Raw genomic sequence first — 20,428 nt, forward strand, 5'->3', positions numbered from 1 at the left:
GTTATCCTTCCGTCACAGTTCTAGTGGCTCCCAAGGCAGCAGGGCCAAAAAGTTGAAATCCCCCCTGCCAGGAACAATCTCCCCTCCACTCATTGAGAACCTTCACCAAAGAAGTAAAGGCCCGGCTCGCCGGAGCGCGCGGGTAAACATCACACACCGCACGTTGTTGAGCCACGGCCATCGTCAGATAGTCATCTGTGGGAACACATCCCAGATAATCGAGCGAAATGGTCAAAAACCGATCCGTCACTAAACTTAATTTTCTAAATACCTCTTTGCCTTCCTGGCTATGCTTGACTTTGTTGACAAGCATGCGGAATTTCCGCAAGTGATAGCGAGTGGAAAGAATTTTGATCAGGGCATAGGCATCAGTCAGAGAGGTTGGATCGGGCGAGACCACCACCAGCGTTTCGTGAGCCACTAAACTAAAGTACAACACATTGGCCGAAATTCCTGCCGCACAATCAATCAGCAGCAAGTCCGGCGGAGACGCCAACTGAAGAAAGGCGGATTGTAAATGGAGTTGCTGCTCATGCGTCAGTTGAGTGAAGGCCTGACCTCCGGACGTTGCCGGCAACAGACAAATCCCTTCGGGCCCGGTCACCAGGACTTCCTCCAAGCGTCGTTGCCCGGAAAGCACGTTCTCAATCGTATACTGTGGAGTCAGTCCTAATAAGATATCGACATTTCCCAAGGCGAGATCCGCATCCATGATCAACACCTTCCGTCCCTGACGAGCCGCAGCCACCGCTAAATTCGCCACCACATTACTTTTCCCGACCCCGCCTTTTCCTGAACTGACCGCTATCACCTGAATGCGTGAAGGATCCTGTAGGTTGGAGTTCATGGCGGCACGTAATCCACTGGCTTGATCCAGTCGTCGTTGAACGGAAACACCGGGAACCAGGAGTGGTGCAGATGATGACCCGGCCATTAGTGCGCGACCCCCGTCAACGGTACACGTTCCTGAAGAACCTGCCCCGGTGATTGCCCCCAGGCCAACTCCACCAGGCGCGTTCGGGTGGCAACCTCTAAATCTTCAGGTACACGCTGTCCGGCAGAAAGATAGGAGACCGGCAGGCCCGTCTGTGACAACACGTTATACAGACCGCCCCCCATCGACACCTCATCCAGTTTCGTAATGATGACCTTATGAATAGGGACCGATTGATAGCGCCGAATGGTCTCCATCTGGACCAACTCGGCCATGGGGGCGGCTAAGACCAGATGCGTTTCCACATGGACTTGTCCCCTGGTGATCGCGAGTAATTCATCATACCCGGCTTGATCCTTGGGGCTTCGTCCCGCCGTATCAATCAACAATAAATCCGCATGCTGATGCCGTCCCATGCATTCCATGAAATCTTTGTGAGAGACCGCTACCTCCAGAGGTATTTTTAAAATTTTGGCAAATACCCGAAGTTGCTCCACCGCCGCCACACGATACGTATCCAACGTAATCAACACCGTTCGCCGATGGTCATCCTGTTGACGAGCCAACCCCGCCAACTTGGCAATGGTCGTCGTTTTCCCCACGCCTGTCGGCCCAACCAGCATCATCACTTTTTGGCCATAATGCTTAGACACCGCTGGACCCGAAACGGCCACCGCCTCCTCCATTCGTTCCCATAACAGACTTTTCATCGCCTCGCGATTGCCAATACCGGCTGTCCCGAGCGTTTCCACCACCGCACGAACCAGATGATGCGCGGTCTGAGGGTTCACTCCTTGAGACACCAAGGACTGATAGACATCCATCAGGTCTCCAGGTAAGCCTTCAACCCGTTTGTCCATCTGACTTCCCAACACTTGTCCCACCACAATCCGCAAGCCTTCTAACTCTTGTCGCAAAGGCCCCAACACCCGTTCAGGATCTTGTTGTTCTTCGCGCAATCGTTGAATTTCCTGGTGCATCGCATGAAGGTGCTGAGTCATCGGATCCAGCGCATTCGCGACTTGCAGGGCTTCCGAAAATCCGTGATCGGCTTTGATCGGCACCGGTGGAGGTGGAGGAGTAGGCGCATCAGGCACAAAGCGTTTGGCGAGAAGGGACTGAAAAGATCGATCAACACGTGCGGGCTCAACTTCCGCCTGAGATGAACGATCCACCGCTGCCGTCACCTCAATGATCGATTGACTGAGCAGACCAAACAGGCCTCCCCCTTTTTGAATCCGGCGGGACGAAACGATGACCGCCTCAGGACCCAGTTCCGCTTTCACCGCTTGGAGAGCTTCTTGTAATGAGAGGGCTTCAAACCGTTTCAGCTTCATGTGGCATCCTCACGACTTCAATAGCTTGAATTTGAGTTTTAGGGTCCAACTCGTTCGGCGAGAGCACCGCCAGAGCATGCACACCCGGCGAGACTAACCGATAGAGTTGGGATCGAATCGATTGGGAACATAACAACACGGGTTGATACCCTTGACTGACGACGCGCTCAATGGCCTGACGGACCGACACAATCACTTGATTCAACAAACTGGGAGGCAATCCCCCTTGTTCTCCACCACTAGGCCGCATCGCCTCCATCAACCGGCGATCCAGCATTGGATCCAGACTTATCACCTGCAGCAATCCGTCGGCATTGGCATATTGGGACGAAATAGTTCTAGATAGATTTTGCCGAGCATATTCCGTCAGGGTGTCAGGATCCTTACTCTGAGTGGTGTAATCCGCAACAGTCTCCAAAATGGTCCGCAGGTCGCGGATCGACACTCGTTCTCGTAAGAGATTCTTAAGGATTCTCACCACTGCTCCTAACGTTATTTGAGTCGGAATCAAGTCATCCACCACCTTGGGATACGTCTTAGCGAGGTTATCCAGCAAATTCTGGACCTCTTGCCGACCCAGCAATTCATGCCCATTGGATTTAATAAATTCCGTCAGATGGGTGGCAATAATGGCCGGCCCATCGACGACCGTATAACCCTCCATTTGAGCTCGCTCCTTTTCGGAGGGGGCAATCCAGACCGACGGCAAACCGAAACACGGATCTTTTCCCGGCTTACCTTGTAGGCCCTTTCTTGCATGACCGGGATTGATGGCCAATAAATGCCTGGGCACGAGTTCCCCCTTAGCCACCTGAATCCCCTTCAACAAAATACTGTACTCATGCGGTTTGAGCTGGAGGTTATCCCGGATATGCACGGCGGGCACGACAAATCCCATATCAAGAGCCGTTTGGCGCCGGATGGACCGAATCCGTTCTAGCAACTCCCCTCCCTGGGCCTGATCGACAAACGGGACAAGTCCATAACCGACATGCAACTCCATCAGATCCGGAGGAGTGACGGTATCCACCGATTCCGTGCTAGGGGATGTCGATGGATCTTTTTTCTTGGGGAGACTTTTGAGGCGAGCGGCTTCTTGCTTTTGATTCCTCAATACATAAGCCAAGCCGGCGGTCATCGCTCCCAACATCAAAAACGCGACATGCGGCAATCCGGGAAGAAATCCCAAAAAGACCAACATACCGGCCACGGCGGCCACAAGATGGGGATTAAAAAAGATTTGGTCGGTTAAATCACGGCCAAGACTGGTTTTGGTCGAAACCCGTGTCACAATGATACCGGCAGCCGTCGACATAATCAGGGCGGGAATTTGAGCCACGATCGCGTCGCCGACCGTCAGCAGGGTAAAGCGTTTCGCGGCTTCCACGATGGACATTCCATGTTCCAACACGCCGATGCCCAACCCGCCGATGACGTTGATAAAGATAATGAGCAGCGCGGCAATCGCATCGCCGCGAACAAATTTACTAGCACCGTCCATCGATCCATAAAAGTCAGCTTCCTGCGAAATGGCCTCCCGGCGCTTCCGGGCTTCGGCTTCGTCAATCATCCCCGCATTGAGATCCGCATCGATACTCATTTGCCTGCCGGGCATCGCATCCAGGGTAAACCGCGCGGCCACTTCGGCTATCCGGGTGGCACCTTTGGTAATCACGACAAAATTGATAATCACCAGGATGGAGAAGACCACAATGCCCACCGCATAATTTCCCCCGACCACAAATTCCCCAAACACGGCAATGACTTGCCCGGCGGCAGCGGGACCTTCGTTCCCATGCATAAGAATGGCCCGCGTCGAAGCAATATTCAACGCAAGCCGGAATAACGTGGTGAGCAATACCACCGACGGGAAGACGGAAAATTCCGCGGGACGCCCGGCATGCATGGTCACGAGCAAAATCAAGACAGCCAGGGTAATACTAAAGGATAAAAAGAGGTCCAGAAGAAAGGAGGGAAGGGGCAACAGCATGAGGAGGAGCATCCCCACCACCCCGACCGGCAAGAGCACATCCCCATAATGCGCGGGAGTGAGTTCGTCACGTAATTTTTGAGAATCAAACGCCATGTGTGCCTTGATCGGTTACCGTTGCAGCATTCGTTGGTACTCTATTTCCATATGCCTCTCCTAACCGTCATGAGACGGCAGGTGTGAAGTGTGAGGGGGCATGCCGATATTTCCTTTTTCGATTCTCCCCCTCATGCGTTAGACCTTACGCGTCACGGTCCCTCATGCATTTTCTTCAAGCGATACACATAGGCCAGCACCTCAGCCGCCGCCTGATACAATGCCCCGGGCACTTCCTGACCGATTTTCACGGCTTTATACAACCCGCGGGCCAGACTGCGGTTTTCAACAATGGGAACCCCCGCATGCCGCGCAATCTGCTTAATCTTGTCCGCCATAAACCCTGCGCCTTTGGCCACCACCACCGGAGCGTCCATTTTTCCCCTTTCGTACCTGAGCGCCACAGCCACGTGGGTTGGGTTGGTAATCACCACATCGGCTTTGGGCACAGCCTGTAACATGCGCTGTCTGGCACGTTCCCGTTGCAAACTGAGGCGGCGGGATCGAATCTGCGGATCACCTTCCACATCCTTCGACTCATCTTTCACTTCCTGTTTGGTCATTTTGTGATCTTCGGTATGCTGCCAGCGCTGATAGATCAGATCGATGATGGCCAACAGGAGCAAGGCCCCTCCGACCGACCACACAATGTATTGCAGGATCCCCCACACACCACCAACCGCCTCGGTTAGCTCAAGGAGGGGAAGTTGAAGAATCGCGAGCATGTTATGAGACAGAATCAGATAGGCAATCCCACTCACGCCTGCCAGCTTCAGCAATGATTTCAAAAGGTCGACGACCCCTTTCCACGAAAAAATACGCTTCAACCCATTAGAGGGATTCAATTTCGACGGTTTGGGTTGCAAGGCTTTTTCAATCCAAAGCGGCCCGGTTTGCAACACAATAGCGAGAAACGCAAACACACCAACCAGGAGTCCGAAGGGGATGAGAGGAACAAAGGCTTGATAGGCGATATTAAACAACAATACATGTGTGGACTGAGCATCTAATTGGAGGGTTCCGGCCTGCGCCAACCACTGTCGGTAGTGATCAAAAAACTGGACAAACGCGTGAGGAGCCCAGAGAGAAATCATCCCGACCCCTCCCAACAAAACAAACAAGGAGGGCAATTCCCTGGTCATCGGCACTTGGCCTTTGCGACGGGCCTCGGCTAAGCGTTTCGGGCTCGGTTGCTCTGATTTATCCGCCCCGTCTTTATTCTCAGCCATTTCCTAAGTCCTGAACTAAATCCCACAAGACCGTCTCCATGCCGACAATCCAGTCTTGAAAGACTAAGGCGATGAAGGGCAAACCCAGTCCTAACACCAACAATCCAACAGAAATCGTAATGGGAAAACTGGTGAGCATAACGTTCATCTGAGGAACCAGCCGGCCAAGAATCCCCATGATGGCATGGACCAGAAATGTTGCGGCCATGACCGGAAAGGCCAGCTTCAATCCCGTATCGTAGGTTCGTTGCATGACTCCGGTTACATCGCTCAACAGAGGGGCGCTTAAATGAGCGCCGAAGGGGGGAATCAACTGAAAACTACTGCCCAACGCCAACAACACCAAATGATGTCCATCGACTTGAAAGTACAGAAGGGTTGCCAGAATGGTCAGTAATTGACCAAACACCGGTGTTTCCACTTGCGTGACAGGATCCAAAACTCCGGCCATGGCAAACCCCACCTGAAAACCCATCACACTCCCAGCCAGTTCCACCGCAGTCATAAGTAAACGCAATGCCAAACCTAAGACCAATCCGACGAGCAATTCGGCACCCAACGCGATCACCAGATTGGCAGGTTCCAACCAATTGGGAGGGAGGGTAAACGTCACGACGGGCATCAACAGGATGGAGATAATGACCGCCATTCCGACTTTGATGCGGTTCGGAACCGATTGCCCCCCCAGCAACGGTAAGGCCGACAGAATGACGGCTGTTCGGACGAGCACCACCACGAATTGCCACACTTGCTGAATCGCAAAATCCCATTGAAACACCGGTTACCGGACATCTTTCTCACACATGTCGTAGGTTGACTCCCTCTATCATTGGGCAAACTCGGGTATCCTTGCCCATACCCCTGTCATGAATCCCACAAGAATTTCCACCATCCAGGGAAAGGTGACCAAGAGCACCACAAACATGGTGGCAACCTTTGGCAAAAACGTGAGGGTCATTTCATTGATTTGGGTCATGGCTTGGAACGCACTCACGCAGAGTCCTACCACTAAACTGAGCCCCAACATTGGACCAGCCACAAGCAGTATGGTTTGAATCGCCTCCTGACCGATGCTCAAGACACTTTCCGTTGTCATCTCTTTAACCCTTTCAGACTGGCCATGAAATTTGGAAAGTTAGGCATGAAGATAAAGCCGTAGGGGGCAGACAGAAGAAAGACAATGACGGCATCCGATCACTCCCCACGCCTGACGCTTCACGTCCTACGGCCTTTCCTATTGAAAACTATTCATCAATGCTCCCACGACCAAAAACCATCCATCCGCCAGCACAAACAGCACCAACTTAAACGGCAACGAGATCATGATCGGTGGCAACATCATCATACCCATGGACATTAATATGCTGGCGACAATCATATCGATCACGAGAAAAGGCACATAGATCAGGAAACCGATTTGAAATGCGGTCCGCAATTCACTCGTGACAAACGCCGGCACCAGGACATGGAGCGGCACATCTTCGGGCGTTTGAGGATGAGGAACTTTTGCCATCTCCACAAACAAGGTTAAATCCTTTTCGCGCACTTGTTTCAGCATAAACATTCTTAGTGGAATTTTGGCCCGTTCAAGCGCCACTTCCTGAGTCACCGTTTGTTCCAATAGGGGATTAAGCGCCTCAACCCGAATTTGTTCCCAGACCGGCATCATAATAAACAGGGTCAAAAACATGGCCAATCCAATCATCACTTGATTCGGTGGAGCATGCATGGTCCCCAACGCCTGCCGGAGAAGACCCAGAACAATCACCACGCGTGTAAATGCCGTCACCAACATCAACAGGGCAGGCGCAAGCGTTAAGGCCGTCAGAAGAAAGAGAATGCGAAGCCCGAAGGTCCAGGGTTCGGTCCCGTCCAATCCGGACACCTGTAAACTGATCGCCGGATCCTTCGTGACCTGGGCAAGGGCCGAAGTCGATGGTCCCATGACCAGACTCAGGACAAGCAGTCCCCGAAAATCACGTCGTTTACGAAACCCGCAATAGGCGTTGATCACGACTTTCCCTCTCCCCTCACCCTTGCGAGGCCTTGGGCCAATCGGATGAGCGGTTTGGATGTCACCGATCCCATTTCGGATTTCCCAAATGCCTGCCGCGTCCACTGACCCAACCAAGTGCCTAAAGGTCCGACAAGCGAATTCGTAATGGAGCGGAGCCGATCAATCCGATCGGCCTCCGCTATGGTCGTCAGCAGCGTCATCTCCCTGGCCGTCGTTCCCAACACCAACACTTCTCCGGCCACTTCCACGAGCATGATGTGCTTTCCCGTCCCGACCCGAAGTCCGCCCAAAATGCGCATCACCGGCTCACCATTCTTCGCGGGCAATTCTCCGAATGTACGCCGAACCCAGGCTAATCCTCCAAGAAGAACCAGGACCACCAGGGCCAAGGTACCCGCCATTTTGAGCGCTTCATGTGTGAGATCCATATTGTTTCGTGATGCGTCAGTCGTGATGCGTGAAACGGCCTCATCGCCCCTTCACGTGTTCATCCTTACACCTCATGTCCCTATCGAAGTTTATTCACCCGCTCAGAAGGGCTAATCACGTCCGTGAGACGGATGCCGAATTTCTCATTCACCATCACCACCTCACCACGTGCGACTAACCGTTCATTCACCAACACTTCCAACGGTTCACCCGCGAGTTTATCTAATTCCACAATGGATCCAGGTCCTAACTGCAACAGGTCCTTAATCAGTATGCGTGTGTTGCCCAGTTGTGCCGAAAGCACCAAGGGAATATCTAAGATGCGATTTAAATTCGGATCGTGGGACGTCATCAATTCTGGCGCCTGGCTACTGCTACTCGCCGCCACCTCCTGTTTTTTTGCCGCAGCGCTCTGTTCCTTCGCCGACGCTTCCTGGGCTAACGCCTCCATCATTTCTTTCTCAGCATCAAATGTATCCATGTCGATGTTGTCTTCTTCACTCATCGTTTATCTCCAGGTTTCCACGGTCAGTGACTGGCCGGCTCCTCATCGTGTTCACCGGCCCTTACTCTCTCGCCAGGATGATGTCCTTAATCTGAAATGATTGCATGCCTTTGGTGGTTCCCGGAGAACCAAGAAATTTCGGGACTCCTTCCACTCTGGCCGTTAACAGTTGCGTGGTTCCTTGATTCAGCCCGATCACATCGCCGGGTGAAAATTGCATCAATTCCTCCACCGAGATTTCCGTTTCTCCCAAACAGACAGACATCGTGACATACGCCTCCTTCAGCCTGGCCGAAAATCGTTTCACCCAACCATAATCCGTTTCAAACGAGTCTCCCTGAAAACTCACCTGTAGACGTTCCCGGATCGGCTCCAACATCGTATAGGGAAGACAGAGATGGAGATCTCCAACCGAATTCCCTAATTCGATGCCTAACGTGACCACAATCACGATATCCGCCGGCAACACAATGGCAGCCAACTGAGGATTCATTTCTACCCGAACCGCATTGATGAGGAGTTTTTGGACAGGATCCCAGGCTTTTTGGAGATTCCCCAACCCCATCAGCATGACCTTTTTCATCACGCGCTGCTCTATGATGGTAAAATCCTGCCCTTCCGGCTTCACATGAGTCTGTCCGGCACCCCCGAAAAAATGATCCACAAGCAAATACACCGTCGCCGCATCCGTGGCGATCATCGCTAAGCCGCGAAGAGGGTCCATGGAAATAATCTGGAGATAGGCCGGGACGGGAAGACGTTTGGTGAACTCCCCGAACTTCATCACCGTTTGGTTGGTGACCGTAACCTCAGCAGTTTTACGAAGCACATCGCTCAGAGAGATGCGAAAACCACGCGAGAATTGTTGGTGGATCACATCCAGGGTCGGCATTCGCCCGCGGACGACCCATTCCTGATTCCCCAAATCATACGAAACCGGTCCGTCGTGTAGTCCGGCATCTACCGGGTCTTCAGGCTCCGTCTCAACGCCACCATCGGAAACCCCCCGAAGAAGGGCATCAACTTCATCCTGACTAAGAATTTTTTCCATGTTCGGACGTGGTACAAAGAAACAGCCCTGCTGTCTCTTCTCTCCTCTTTCTAACTCCCGGACCCTGAACGCTTACTTCTTTCTCCCCACGCCCTACTGAATAATAAAATCAGTAAAATATACATTGGCGACTTTCCCTTTACTCATGACGCCGTTTACCCGCGTCATAATTTCTTCTCGAACCCGCCGCTTCCCGTTCACCGTTCTAAGTAATTGCGATTCTTTACTACTCAGCAACACCAACAGCGCATCACGAATGGCCGGAATTTTATTCTGATAATCCGTTTTTTCTTCAGCCCGGTCCAACTCAAGCTTGATACTGACTTTTAAAAATCGAAGCTCTTCACGATCCGCTAAATTCAGTAGAAAAGGGTCTAGTTCCATCACCGGCCCGGGCTCTTCATGACCAGTCTCGGCTTTGGCATGCTCATCGTGCTCGGCTGGTTTTTCCTCTGTGCCTCCCATGAAATACCAGGCTGCACCTCCTCCTCCACCCAGAAGAAGAACACCTGCGATAATGATAAGGATCATTTTTTTCCCCGCCCCAGCTTTAACGGGGGCTTCCTCTTTGGCATCGTCTTCAGCCATACATCAACCTCACACGCTAAAAAGTTTTGTGGGTCATTACATTCCTCTTTCCAAATCAGCAACCTTTGTGCCACTCCATTTTTCTACGTAAGGAGCCTAAAGCTAATATTGTAAGGCATTGAATTCGCATAGATTTCTTCCGTGGTCCTGCCTGATATCTCATTTGCCCGGCAACAAGATGAGGCTGCCCTTTTCGTCATTTTCCTGGCATTTCGGGGGAAGCTTTGACAGGTTCACTTATGGAACGTGAGAGGTGAGGCGTAAGGAGGCAAGGGAAAGAACCGGATTTTTCACTTTCCGCCTCACGGTTCCTGAGGCATGTTTTTTCAACAATCCTTTAGAAAAAAACCCCCAGACAGGAATACCTGCCTGGGGGCTTGATGAGTCACATCCAAGTTTGAAATCTAACGGGCCAGATTCACCAGTTCTCCGAGGAGATCGTTGGTGGTGGTGATGATTCGTGAATTCGCCTGGAAGCCACGCTGCATGGTAATCATATTGACTAACTCTTCACCCAAATCCACATTGGAGGCTTCGAGGGTGCTGGCCGATACTTTGCCAAAGGCACCCGTGCCTGGCACCCCGTCCAAGGGAGTGCCGGAATCACCGGATTGAATAAACAAATTCCGTCCAATCGGTTGCAGTCCATCCGGGTTGATAAATCGGGTTAAGCGCACCTGTCCCAACGTCCTGGTGGTCCCATTATCGAAGCGCCCCGTGATGATTCCGTCTTCACCAATAGACGTTCCCGCGAGTGATCCCGGTCCAAACCCGTCTTGAGATAAAGTGTCAAGCACTAACGCATTATTATTCAAAGAGGTGCCCTGCTGTAACAATCCATTCGTGCCGGCTCCACCTTCTGTAATGCTGGTCCCAAAATCAAATGCAATAGGTTGATTTGGTGCTTTTCCTAAAAAATCGATACCACCTCCTAAACCTGATCCCGCGGTATTATAATAGTTAACAGTGGATTCTAAATTTAAAAATCCTTCGTCAGTGTAAGTTAATGTCCCGTCTGCGACCAAAGCATTATGCGTATTGGTATCAACGTTGGCGGCGGGAAGGGTTGAGAGGTCAATTTCTCCTTCCTGAGCCAACACACTATACTCCCAAACATTGGCGGCCGTTTTGGCAAAGTATATTTGCAAATCATGCCCGACTCCCTGGGAGTCAAATACCCGGACTGGGGCATTACCAGGGAATAGGCCCTTATTTGATTGAGGATCAAGCACCTGTGCGATGGTGTAGGCATTAATGGGAGCATTTGCGGCCAGACGGCCTGACATTGCAATTTCGGATGTGAGTCTTCCAGGTTGAGTACTGGTGGTCAAACTGATGTTCCCAACAGTCCCGCTTAAAAGCCCTGTATCATCTGCTTGGTCACCCTGTAATCTCAGCCCCGCGGGGTTCACGAGGTTTCCTTGCGAATCAACATCAAACTGGCCGGCACGAGAGTAGAAAATATTTCCGGTTGCATCACTCACCCGAAAAAATCCGTCTCCATCAATGGCCAGGTCCAGGGCATTGGACGTCGTCTGAAGAGACCCTTGCGTAAAGCTCGGGTCGATCCCCAGCACTCGCACCCCACGACCTTCCACTAAGGCCGTGCTGGTCCCTCCACCACCAATCGTGGCTCCGAAGAGATCTCCGAATGAGACCGACCGGCTTTTATAGCCGATCGTCTGCGCATTGGCGATGTTGTTACCGATTTCACTAAGCGCTCGACTGGTCGCGTTTATCCCACTGGTAGCGGCAAAAAAAGCTGAGGTAATTCCCATTGGCGTCTACTCCTTGTTTCTCGATTGATCGACCTGATGATGTTTCCCCTAAAATTACCCACCTCAAAGTATGGAGAGAATGTCCTCGGTGTGTAAGGTTTTTCCACTTTGCAGGACCACCGGACTCTCTGTTCCAAATGCAATTGTCATGACCCGTTCCCGAGCGAATGTGAAATTCGGAACAGGCTGTTCATTAGCGTCTACGGCTTGCACGATGAACTGATAGACTCCTTCCGGCACCCGGTCTCCCGAATCATTCAGCCCATCCCATTGGACCTGATTGGCCCCGGCTTTTTGAATATCTGTCGATTCTATAGTCCGAACCACCTGCTTGCCCGAGTCCACCACTTTAATGATGACTGACCTGGCCTCTCCACTTAAGGCATAGGCCAGGGTGGGCTGTTCATCCTCCGCAATACTGACGGTATCACCCTGCGCAACGACCGTCCTTCCAATCAAATTCACCAGATCCAATTGTGTCCGTTGTGTATCCTGGCCGATCAATTTTTCCAGGAGTTTATTGGTACTCGTGGCTTGCTCCAATGTGGTGAACTGCGCTAACTGCGCCACAAATTCCTCATTTTGAACCGGGTTGGTGGGATCCTGGCTCTGCAACTGCGTGACGAGCAAGCGAAGAAACACATCTGATCCGAGTGCCGAAACCGCCGCCTGCACATTGGCGCTCCCTGTGGCCGTGGCATTCGTTCCTGCTTGTGTCGGCGTCACTTCCATAATTATGAGCTCCTGTTTTTTCGACCATTTTTACGCGAGGGCATCATTTGTAATTAAAGACTGAGAGACCCTCAGCTCACCGGCAACTCATTTTCCGGTAATTAATGAAGCAGGAGTCATCAGGCGTGAAACGAACGTCGTATTTGATCGCCTTCTCATAATTCCTGATTCCTTACCCCTTACTACTGATGTTTTAACCCTCACCCTGCGCGCTACCATTTTCTTCACGCCACCAAGTGCAGACCCTGTTCGTCCACCCGCATGCCGACATGGGAAAGCGACCCTGGTGTCTGATGGAGGAATGTCGTCCCTCGTTGGCTCGTTTGCGTTCCTGCCCCATCCGACCATGTGCTTGACTCCCGTTCACCGTGCTGATCACGAACTTCTGCGGAAAATTCCTGCAACTCCATATCGCCCTGAGTGAGTTGTTCTTCCAATTGTGGAACAAATTGAACAGCAAGATTTTTCAAGGTAGCTTGATCCATCAACAAACTGGCATAGACCTGCCGGTGCTGCACGCCAACATCAATCTGCACTCGATTGGTTTCCGAAAGTTGCACCTCCATTTGGAGGCGTTGAAGCGCCGGACCAGGAAGATTCGAAACAGGCTCTTCCGGCATCCGGACAGCCGGCCCGGGTGAGGAAGAAGACGAGGACTGCTGAAAACCGGACTGAGAATGGGTTGGATTGCCCATGCCATGATTGAGCCCCTGTCCGGCGTTGGAATCGACTCCCTCGGCTTTTCCTGTTGCCTCAAGAACGTCCCTGGAACCAACGCCAGTCAAAGACACCTTGGCATCAGCAAGAAGGTCCACGGGAATTCCGACCGAGGATTCTTTCCCGTTCGCCGTAGACTCACTCAGCACGGACGAAACCCCACTGACATATTTCAATCGATTCTGATTCAACTGACCAACATCGGCGATACCTGCCGGCGTGTCTTCAAATGGTTTGGGAACCTGGAGCATCTGGTTGACTGGATTGGATACAGGCTTGAGTGACTCCTGCGGAAGCCCCATCGGGGAGAGAGAATCTTGCCAAGGACGAGGCCCGGGAGCCTGAACAAGGCTTGAGAAAGGTTCCCCGGGTTTCCCCTGATTCGTGTGAGGCTCTGTCACAGCCTCCCCAGCAACCGATGCTAGGGGATTTCGAAGAACCTGTTGATGATCGACCTTGGCAATGAGGTCAGTTCCACTCGGATCGACGAGTATGTTCCCAACGGATGCTATCTGATTTGGTGAATTCCCCATGACAAGCGGCAAACCTGTCTGGCCTCCACGTACTCCGTTGAGGAATGCGTGAGGCGAAACCACCACACCGGAAACCGGCCCGTCCTGAGGCACATTTCCGGGCAAGAGTCCGAACAACGCCTTCTGGCTCACGGCCAGGTCTGAGCGACCTCCATTCAGGCCTTCTGCCGCCAAGGGAATCGATGAGATTTTTCCTACATCAGCTTCTTCGGTAATCCGTTGTCCATCCCCTTCTTCCGGTACCCGCTGTCCATCCTCAGCAAAGACCCCTGCCAGATAAAGAGCCAAGAGATTGTCACCTGACACAGCCGTCGTGCCAAGAGGCAACTCAAAATTCGACACTTTTCCCCCATCTTTTCCAGACGTCGTGTTGGATACACCGTTCTGAAAAGAGTCCGGCCCCGAGTGATCGCGAAAAATTTTGGCAAATAGATGATTGGAAGAATTCTCCGTGGTCTTCGCCTGATCCAGGCCAAGTCCACCCGTTTGACCGGTTACGTGAGGAGGACTCTCCGAAGGTCCGAAAAAGAATGGAAGGGCATTGATCATCGTTTAATTCTGAGTCTTGGGTTAATTGGCTTGGTTCAATTTAATGTCCCGATATCGCCGGAGGCCTTCAGATAATCGTGCCGCTTTCACCGGTTCAACTCCCGCTAACACTCCGGCGGCTTTTTTATCTTTGATCGATGCCAAAATATCCAAGGCTAACCCTTCTCGCATTTCTGCGATTCGCAAGGCCGCTTCTTCGGGATCCATGGATTCATAAATTTTGATTAAATGGATTAACGCCGGATCCTGTTCCACATATCGACGTTGTTCTTCTGCGAGCGAGGATGCCTCACCCACTAACCGTTTCCCCTCTTTGGTTTGTCGTGCCGCCAACGCCTCTATGTCTTGCTGGAGTGCGGTGAGCCGCTCTTCACGTTGTTGCAAAGCACGTTCCCGCTCTTCCACCACTTTCAAACGCGCTTGCAGTTGTTCCAATAATGTGCTTTCTGCACTAGGCGCCTCCTCCACCCTTTCATCTTCAACTAATTGATTTTCAAATGAATTCGTCTTTCCTACCTCCGGCATTTCCTGAACAGACCCGACCGTGGTGGCCCACAAAATCAAGGCCAACACCCACCAGACAATGAGTGATCGACTAGGCAACATTGTTCCCCTCCGGAGTGATGGAAAATGCCGACACCCGCGTTCTTGCCACTCGGCCGTGCTCACATACTCCTCCGTATGCTTCGCCCGCCCAAAACGCCTGGAGCCATGCTGAAACGGCCTTTTTGAACATTCCAGTGTTTGGTCTATGCTCTCGATTACGAATATGCTGATGGAAAGGTGAAAAAATTGACATATTTCCTGCCCCCTACTGGGTCATTTCTTCAAGGTGAGAGATGGCATAGGCATGAGCCGTCACATCCTCCTGAATCTGTTGTTCCTGTGTCGCGATTTTCTGCATGACCTCTTCCTCCTTTTTAGCAATCACCAATTCCACTACGCGTCTGGCATGGTGGGCTTTTTTTAATGTGGCCCGTAAATCAGCCAGCTTATCTTCCACCTCCTGAATATGTTGGCTCTGTTGTTCTATGGCTATGCTGATCCGATCCATCCACTGATAGCGTTGCTCGGCAATCATGTTGTCGATACCCACTCGTATACGCTGTTCTAATTCAGTGGCCACCGCTTCCATTTCCACCATAAGGTCATCACGCTTCGAGGAGATCTGACTTTTTTCCCACTCGGCCAGGACGACTTCTTCACGAGCGAGATCTTCCACTTGCTTGCGAAATCGAAGTAATGTAGTCCAATTCATGGGGTCTTTCCCTTTCTCTCAAGAAGACGCCGGCCCTGTTGTGCCAAGGCTTCTAGACTTTGGCAACTTTCTGGTATTCCCACCCCCTCCTCCCTGGTTTGCCGGAGAAAGGAATCGATCGGCCCTTTCATGTTGATCGCCGCATCAAGCCGAGGATTTGACCCTAATTGATAGGCTCCTAGATTGATCAGATCTTCGGCATTGCGATATTCCGCCATCATCTGCACCAGGAACCTGGCAGCATCCTGATGGACGGTCGAGGTAATATCCGACATTACCCGACTCACACTTTGCAGGACATCAATCGCGGGAAAATGTCCTTGCATCGCCAAGCGCCGGGACAACACAATATGCCCGTCTAAAATGGACCGGATGGAATCGGCAATGGGATCATTTAAATCGTCTCCGTCAACGAGCACGGTATATAGACCGGTAATTGATCCTGTGCCCATCGGGCCCACCCGCTCCAGAACTTGAGGAAAGAGCGTAAAGACCGAAGGGGGATACCCTTTGGTGGTAGGTGGTTCTCCGGCAGCCAGTCCCACCTCCCGTTGCGCATGAGCCAAGCGGGTTAAGGAATCGACCAGGAGGAGGACCTGATTACCCTGATCCCGGAAAAATTCAGCTATGGCTGTCGCGACAAAAGCCGCCCGGACCCGGACTAACGGAGATTGATCGGATGTGGCGACCACGACCACAGAACGCCGGAGTCCCTCCCGCCCTAAATCCCGTTCCAGAAATTCCCTCACCTCCCGTCCTCGCTCACCCACCAGCGCGATCACATTCACATCCGCAGACGTGTGACGGCACATGGTTCCCATCAAGACACTTTTCCCGACTCCGCTCCCCGCAAAAATTCCGAGTTTTTGCCCGACCCCGCAGGTCAAAAGGGCATTGATGGCTCGTACGCCTAAATCCATTGGCGTACGAATTCGCTCCCGGAGCATGGGAGCAGGCGCAGGTGCATAGAGGGCATAGCGACGGCTACGGGAGAGCGGACCCTTTTCATCTAATGGGTTCCCGAGTCCATCCAGGACTCGTCCCAACATTTGAGGCCCGACCAATAATCGTGGAGAGGTCGGATCGTAGCGTATGAAATTTCCGGCAGCGATGCCGCGAACAGCTCCGAACGGCATGACCACCACACGTTGCTCACGAAACCCGATGACTTCGCCCTCCATCATGGACTTCCCTCGTGTGCTGAAGATATGACATCGCTGACCAACCGAAGCTCCCAGGCCTGTTCCCTCCAGAGTCAAGCCCACGGCTTTGACCACCCGCCCCGTAATTGTCACAGGAGTAATGTCGTCCAAACGTTGTTGAATGGTGGCGAGGTTCATGCCTGCGGTGTTTCCAATCCGAATTCATTGGCCACAAGAGCCAGTTGTTGAGTCAGCCTGGCATCGAAAAGTAGACCGGCCTGTTCAACCACGCATCCACCCGGATCCACGTCTTCGTAGGCTTCAAGCACGAGATGATCGCCATCCGCCCATTCCGGTCGTAAGGTGTGCTGTAGGGGCTCTAAGGTGGTGAAATCTTGTGGATGGACTTTCAGCGTCACCAACGTTTTGTCGGGGAGCAGTCCAAGAACCTGGCGCACTTGCCGAACGACAAGTTCTTTATCGATCTCACATTCCCGTAACAGGATTTTTCGGGAAATGGCCAATGCGACCTCCACAATATCGCGTTCATGTTCTTCTAACGCGAGCAGCCTGGCCCGACCAATCTGGTTAGCCAACCGAATGGCCTTTTTGACTTCCTCCTCTACCTGGGCTTTGCACTGGGCACGTCCCTCGGCAATCCCGTCCTGCCTCCCCCGCTCAAACGCGTCACGTTGAAGTTCGGTACAATCATGCGGTTGGGCCTCTTCGGCGCGTTGCTTCGCACTTTTGTGAACTAATTCAACCATCTGAAAACATTTGACCGTGTCATCCTGTTCCATAAGCGAGCGCACCTTAGACCATTTGCTCCTCACCTTTTCCTCCCAAGGCTACACGGCCTTCACCGGCCAGGCGTTGAACGGTTTTAATAATGTTCTGCTGAGAGGCTTCCACATCACTCAGCTTGACCGGTCCTCGAGTTTCCATATCTTCCTTGAGGGATTCCGCCGCGCGACTGGACATATTCCTGAAGAATTTGTCCCTGAGCGGACCATCGATCGGTTTCAGGGCGAGAAGCAATTCTTCTTTGCTCACTTCTCGCAGCACTTCCTGCATCCCACGGTCATCAATATTTTCCAGATCTTCGAACACAAACATCTTTCCACGAATTTCTTCGGCAATCTCCGGATTTTTGCCTTCCAGAGCCGTCAGGATTTCCCCTTCCACATTGCGTTTCACCGAATTCAGGATTTCGGCGACCAGACCGGTCCCACCTATGGCCACCGCATTTTTCGACGATCCCAGACGCAATTCCTCCTGAAGCACGGAATTCAATTCATCCAGCATATTGGGCGAGACTTCTTCCGTGGTGGCTAACCGGTAGACGATGGCATCCCGCTTATGTGCGGGGAGCAATGACAAAATCTGAGCCGCGTGATCGGACTCTAAGTTAGCCAGGATCAAGGCGCCCGTTTGAGGATGTTCACCCGCCAATAAATTCGCAATCGACGCCGCATCAAGGGATTTTAAGGTTTCAAATCCGGCATTCTCCGAGGTGTTCAGGGAACTCAGGATTCGACGAGCTTTATCCTTGCCCAAGGCCGCATTCAGGATTTTTGAGAGGTAGGCTTTTCCTTCAACCGACAGACCGGATGTTCCGGCCAATTCCCGAAACTCTTTAAGCACCATTCGATGTTCATCCTGCCCGACATTCACCAACGCGCCCAGATACGCGCCAATTGCCCGGATATCTTTTTGGTCTAACACTTTCAATACCTCGACCGCGGCGCTTTCCCCGATTGCGAGTAATAAAATGGCCGCTTTTTCATATCCAGATAATTGACTATTCACGGATTAGACCTTTTCTCCTTGTTCTTCTTTTATCCAGGTTCGAATTACTTGAGCGGCGGAAGCTGGATTGTCTGCTGCAAGCTTAATGGCTTGCTCCTGAGGGGTTTCTGAAATTTCCGCTTCATACTCGGTGACGGTGGCAGGCAATCCTTTCTGTGGGAGGACGACCGCTGCCGCTGCGGGCTTGGTAAGATTCAACGCCATCGGTCGAACGACAAACCACAACACCATGGCCCCAAGGAAGAAAAAGAGTATCGGTTTGAGGAATCCACCCCAGACGGCCAGGAACGATTGAACCCCCGCCGTCATACTTTCCTCACCCTCAAGGATAGTGGGCGATTCAAATGGGACATTGATGACTTCAATTTGATCTCCGCGTTCTTCGGAGAATCCGACGGCTTTTTTCACAATTTGAACCAGATTCTGTATTTCCTGTTCCGGCCGTGGCACATATTTCTTTTCGGCCGCATTCTCAGCCGCTGGTCCCTCAGTGCCCAGAGCCCCTTCATAGGTCCCATCCACTAAGACCGCCACACTTAATCGTTTAATGGCACCGGTCGGCTCAATAATTTTGCTCACTTTACGATTGACTTCATAATTCAATGTTTCATTTTTTCGTTTGGCTTCCTTTTGCTCTGCTCCATTTCCTGCCTTGAGCTCGCTTGGCACATTACTCCTGACACCGGGAACACCAGGCCCTCCTCTGCTCGAACCGGATTCCAACACCTTTTCCTGACTACGGTTTTCACTTCGCACCACCTGGCTATTGGGATCAAAACTTTCTTCGGTAATTTCGACTTGCCGAAACTCCAACGGCGCAGTGACCCGAATCACGGATTTGTCCCGGCCCAGGACCTGGTCCAACATGGTCTGCACCCGTTGCTCAAGGTCCCGTTCCACCCGTCGTTGGGTTTCAATTTGAGAGGCCGTCAGTTGAGCATCACTATCCGCAGAGTTCTGACTCAAGACCTGACCATGATTGTCCACGACCGTCACCTGGCTGGGCTCCAATCCTTCGACACTACTGGCTACTAAATGCACGATTCCCTGGACTTGAGAGCCTCCAAGAGGAGCCCCGCGTTTGAGAGTCAACACAACCGCCGCCTGAGCCGGTTTTTGTTCCGTCGCAAACAGACGTTTCTCCGGCATCACCAGATGCACGCGTACCCGCTCAACTTGAGATAATTGACCGATGGTCCGAGCCAGCTCTCCCTGAAGCGCTCGCCGGTAATTCATTTGCTGCGTAAAAGGGGTCACGCCCAATCCGGTGCGATCGAATATTTCAAATCCCACACCAGCCGACTCAGGAAGTCCCAAGGAGGCCAACTGCAGTCGCAATTCATGCACCCGTTCCGCCGGAACTTTAATTGAATTCCCGCTGTCACCCACCTCATAGACGGCACCTTGCTTCCCAAGCTCCTGAATAATCGCTCGCGTATCGTCAGGATTGAGCTGAGAGAACAGGGTCACCAACTCCGGAGACTTACCGACCATCATCAACATTGGAATAGTCGCCAGGGCTAACGCCACCACCACGACCACGCCGATCCGCTGGGTCAGTGTTAAGGCTTGAAAATTACCGAGGAGACTGTCCATTAAATTAACGGGTTCCGCTCAACTCTTTGGATAAAAATGTGGGTGTCATTCTGACACTAATGATTCGTACCCGATGAGACCGGTGCGGGGTCTCGTTCATTCGAACCTCCCCCATGATCGTCATCATCGGCAACTCGA

20 protein-coding genes are annotated in these 20,428 nt (G+C 52.2%); all 20 read right to left on the reverse strand.

Annotated features, from left to right (window positions below; genetic code table 11):
- Position 1: 1 nt before the first annotated feature.
- A complete protein-coding gene (locus ACWHYD_RS12040; protein WP_447962281.1) occupies positions 2–934 on the reverse strand; it encodes a MinD/ParA family protein in 933 nt (310 codons plus the stop codon).
- Positions 934–2,271, reverse strand: a complete 1,338-nt coding sequence (gene flhF, locus ACWHYD_RS12045) for a flagellar biosynthesis protein FlhF (RefSeq protein WP_447962282.1) — start codon at positions 2,269–2,271, stop codon at positions 934–936. The genes ACWHYD_RS12040 and flhF overlap by 1 nt, the downstream gene beginning before the upstream one ends.
- Positions 2,252–4,357 carry a flagellar biosynthesis protein FlhA gene (gene flhA / locus ACWHYD_RS12050; protein ID WP_447962283.1) on the reverse strand — a complete coding sequence of 702 codons (2,106 nt, stop codon included), beginning with the start codon at positions 4,355–4,357 and terminating at the stop codon, positions 2,252–2,254. Before flhA ends, flhF begins: the two co-directional genes overlap by 20 nt.
- A 152-nt stretch (positions 4,358–4,509) precedes the next feature.
- Entirely contained in the window at positions 4,510–5,586 is a 1,077-nt protein-coding gene (flhB, locus tag ACWHYD_RS12055; RefSeq protein WP_447962284.1) for a flagellar biosynthesis protein FlhB, read from the reverse strand.
- Positions 5,579–6,364 (reverse strand): flagellar biosynthetic protein FliR, encoded by a 786-nt coding sequence (gene fliR, locus ACWHYD_RS12060; protein WP_447962285.1) that lies wholly within the window; start codon positions 6,362–6,364, stop codon positions 5,579–5,581. Before fliR ends, flhB begins: the two co-directional genes overlap by 8 nt.
- 48 nt (positions 6,365–6,412) lie before the next feature.
- The gene (gene fliQ / locus ACWHYD_RS12065; RefSeq protein ID WP_342347130.1) at positions 6,413–6,682 is read right to left on the reverse strand and encodes a flagellar biosynthesis protein FliQ; all 270 of its coding nucleotides are present in this window, start codon (positions 6,680–6,682) and stop codon (positions 6,413–6,415) included.
- Positions 6,683–6,820: 138 nt separating this feature from the next.
- Positions 6,821–7,531: a flagellar type III secretion system pore protein FliP gene (fliP, locus tag ACWHYD_RS12070; protein ID WP_447965865.1), complete on the reverse strand. Its 711-nt coding sequence runs from the start codon at positions 7,529–7,531 to the stop codon at positions 6,821–6,823.
- A gap of 65 nt (positions 7,532–7,596) precedes the next feature.
- Positions 7,597–8,031, reverse strand: coding sequence for a flagellar biosynthetic protein FliO (gene fliO, locus ACWHYD_RS12075; protein ID WP_447962286.1), 435 nt, complete (start codon positions 8,029–8,031; stop codon positions 7,597–7,599).
- A gap of 80 nt (positions 8,032–8,111) precedes the next feature.
- On the reverse strand, positions 8,112–8,537 hold the full coding sequence (gene fliN / locus ACWHYD_RS12080; RefSeq protein WP_447962287.1) for a flagellar motor switch protein FliN: 426 nt from the start codon (positions 8,535–8,537) through the stop codon (positions 8,112–8,114).
- A gap of 61 nt (positions 8,538–8,598) precedes the next feature.
- Complete coding sequence (gene fliM / locus ACWHYD_RS12085; protein ID WP_447962288.1) at positions 8,599–9,588, reverse strand: flagellar motor switch protein FliM; 990 nt, start codon at positions 9,586–9,588, stop codon at positions 8,599–8,601.
- A gap of 93 nt (positions 9,589–9,681) precedes the next feature.
- On the reverse strand, positions 9,682–10,176 hold the full coding sequence (locus ACWHYD_RS12090) for a flagellar basal body-associated FliL family protein (protein WP_447962289.1): 495 nt from the start codon (positions 10,174–10,176) through the stop codon (positions 9,682–9,684).
- Between the two features lie 404 nt (positions 10,177–10,580).
- Positions 10,581–11,954 (reverse strand): flagellar hook protein FlgE, encoded by a 1,374-nt coding sequence (locus tag ACWHYD_RS12095; protein WP_447962290.1) that lies wholly within the window; start codon positions 11,952–11,954, stop codon positions 10,581–10,583.
- Positions 11,955–12,017: 63 nt separating this feature from the next.
- On the reverse strand, positions 12,018–12,686 hold the full coding sequence (locus ACWHYD_RS12100) for a flagellar hook assembly protein FlgD (protein ID WP_447962291.1): 669 nt from the start codon (positions 12,684–12,686) through the stop codon (positions 12,018–12,020).
- 224 nt (positions 12,687–12,910) lie between these two features.
- Entirely contained in the window at positions 12,911–14,485 is a 1,575-nt protein-coding gene (locus ACWHYD_RS12105) for a hypothetical protein (RefSeq protein WP_447962292.1), read from the reverse strand.
- 21 nt (positions 14,486–14,506) lie between these two features.
- Positions 14,507–15,091 (reverse strand): MotE family protein, encoded by a 585-nt coding sequence (locus ACWHYD_RS12110; RefSeq protein WP_447962293.1) that lies wholly within the window; start codon positions 15,089–15,091, stop codon positions 14,507–14,509.
- Between the two features lie 205 nt (positions 15,092–15,296).
- The gene (locus tag ACWHYD_RS12115) at positions 15,297–15,743 is read right to left on the reverse strand and encodes a hypothetical protein (RefSeq protein ID WP_447962294.1); all 447 of its coding nucleotides are present in this window, start codon (positions 15,741–15,743) and stop codon (positions 15,297–15,299) included.
- Positions 15,740–17,083 (reverse strand): FliI/YscN family ATPase, encoded by a 1,344-nt coding sequence (locus ACWHYD_RS12120; protein WP_447962295.1) that lies wholly within the window; start codon positions 17,081–17,083, stop codon positions 15,740–15,742. Before ACWHYD_RS12120 ends, ACWHYD_RS12115 begins: the two co-directional genes overlap by 4 nt.
- Positions 17,080–17,718 (reverse strand): FliH/SctL family protein, encoded by a 639-nt coding sequence (locus ACWHYD_RS12125; RefSeq protein ID WP_447962296.1) that lies wholly within the window; start codon positions 17,716–17,718, stop codon positions 17,080–17,082. Before ACWHYD_RS12125 ends, ACWHYD_RS12120 begins: the two co-directional genes overlap by 4 nt.
- Positions 17,699–18,694 carry a flagellar motor switch protein FliG gene (fliG, locus tag ACWHYD_RS12130; protein ID WP_447962297.1) on the reverse strand — a complete coding sequence of 332 codons (996 nt, stop codon included), beginning with the start codon at positions 18,692–18,694 and terminating at the stop codon, positions 17,699–17,701. The genes ACWHYD_RS12125 and fliG overlap by 20 nt, the downstream gene beginning before the upstream one ends.
- A gap of 3 nt (positions 18,695–18,697) precedes the next feature.
- On the reverse strand, positions 18,698–20,290 hold the full coding sequence (fliF, locus tag ACWHYD_RS12135) for a flagellar basal-body MS-ring/collar protein FliF (RefSeq protein WP_447962298.1): 1,593 nt from the start codon (positions 20,288–20,290) through the stop codon (positions 18,698–18,700).
- Between the last annotated feature and the right edge of the window lie 138 nt (positions 20,291–20,428).

The sequence above is a fragment of the Nitrospira sp. Ecomares 2.1 genome, assembly GCF_965152585.1.